The 1,058-nt window shown below is 43.6% G+C and carries 2 protein-coding genes; both read left to right on the forward strand.

The annotated features are described in order from the left end of the window. A partial coding sequence (gene nqrA / locus A3761_RS24790) for an NADH:ubiquinone reductase (Na(+)-transporting) subunit A (RefSeq protein WP_068751109.1) occupies positions 1-800 on the forward strand: 800 nt, incomplete at its 5' end. Positions 801-802: 2 nt separating this feature from the next. Further along, on the forward strand, positions 803-1,058 hold a 256-nt coding region (locus tag A3761_RS24795), incomplete at its 3' end, for an RnfABCDGE type electron transport complex subunit D (RefSeq protein ID WP_197473251.1).

A 1,058-nucleotide genomic window follows, 5' to 3' on the forward strand; every position in this document is an offset into this window, starting at 1 on the left:
AAAAACTTACTGAAGGTAAGGTTTTTGTTTGTACTAAAGCTGGTTCTAACATCGAACTACCACCCATCGCGCGCGTAGAAAAGCAAGAGTTTTCTGGCCCGCACCCTGCTGGTAATGCCGGAACACACATCCATTACCTTGATCCTGTAAGCGATAGTAAGAGTGTATGGACTATTTCTTATCAGGACGTCATCGCGATCGCTAAGCTTTTCACGACTGGCGAACTGTATGTAGAGCGGATTGTTTCTATTGCTGGCCCTTCTGTTAAGAAACCGCGCTTGGTTAAAACTCAATTTGGTGCCAATATATCTGAGCTGCTGAGCAATGAACTTAGTTCAACCTCTGCCAGAGCCATTTCAGGTTCGGTTTTTGGTGGCCGGACCGCAAGAGCTACAGTTGATTATTTAGGGCGCTATGCTTCGCAAGTTAGTGTTCTTGATGAACAAAAAGAGCGTGAGTTTATTGGTTGGTTATCTCCTGGTGCCAACAAGTTCTCTGTGATGAATATTTACCTTTCTAAGCTTAACCCTGCCAAATTGTTCAACTTTACGACCACAACAAATGGTAGTGATCGAGCAATGGTTCCTGTTGGTGCTTACGAAAAAGTGATGCCTTTAGATATCTTGCCAACTCAGTTACTACGATCTCTGATTGTAGGTGATACAGAGCAAGCACAACTTCTAGGTTGTTTAGAGCTAGATGAAGAAGATTTGGCGCTTTGCACATATGTTTGTCCTGGTAAGTATGAGTACGGTCCGATTCTACGAGAGAATCTGACTCGAATCGAAATTGAGGGTTGATCATGGGACTTAGAACAGTTTTAGATAAAATGGAGCCCCATTTCGAGAAAGGGGGCAAGTACGAGAAGTGGTATGCGCTTTACGAAGCTGCTGACACCATTTTTTATTCGCCATCAAGTGTAACCAAAACCACATCTCATGTTAGAGATGGTCTCGACCTTAAGCGTATTATGATTACGGTTTGGTTGTGCGCATTCCCTGCTATGTTTTTTGGTATTTGGAACGTCGGTTTCCAGGCAAATACTGCTATAGCGGCTG

The sequence above is a fragment of the Oleiphilus sp. HI0123 genome (assembly GCF_001635315.1).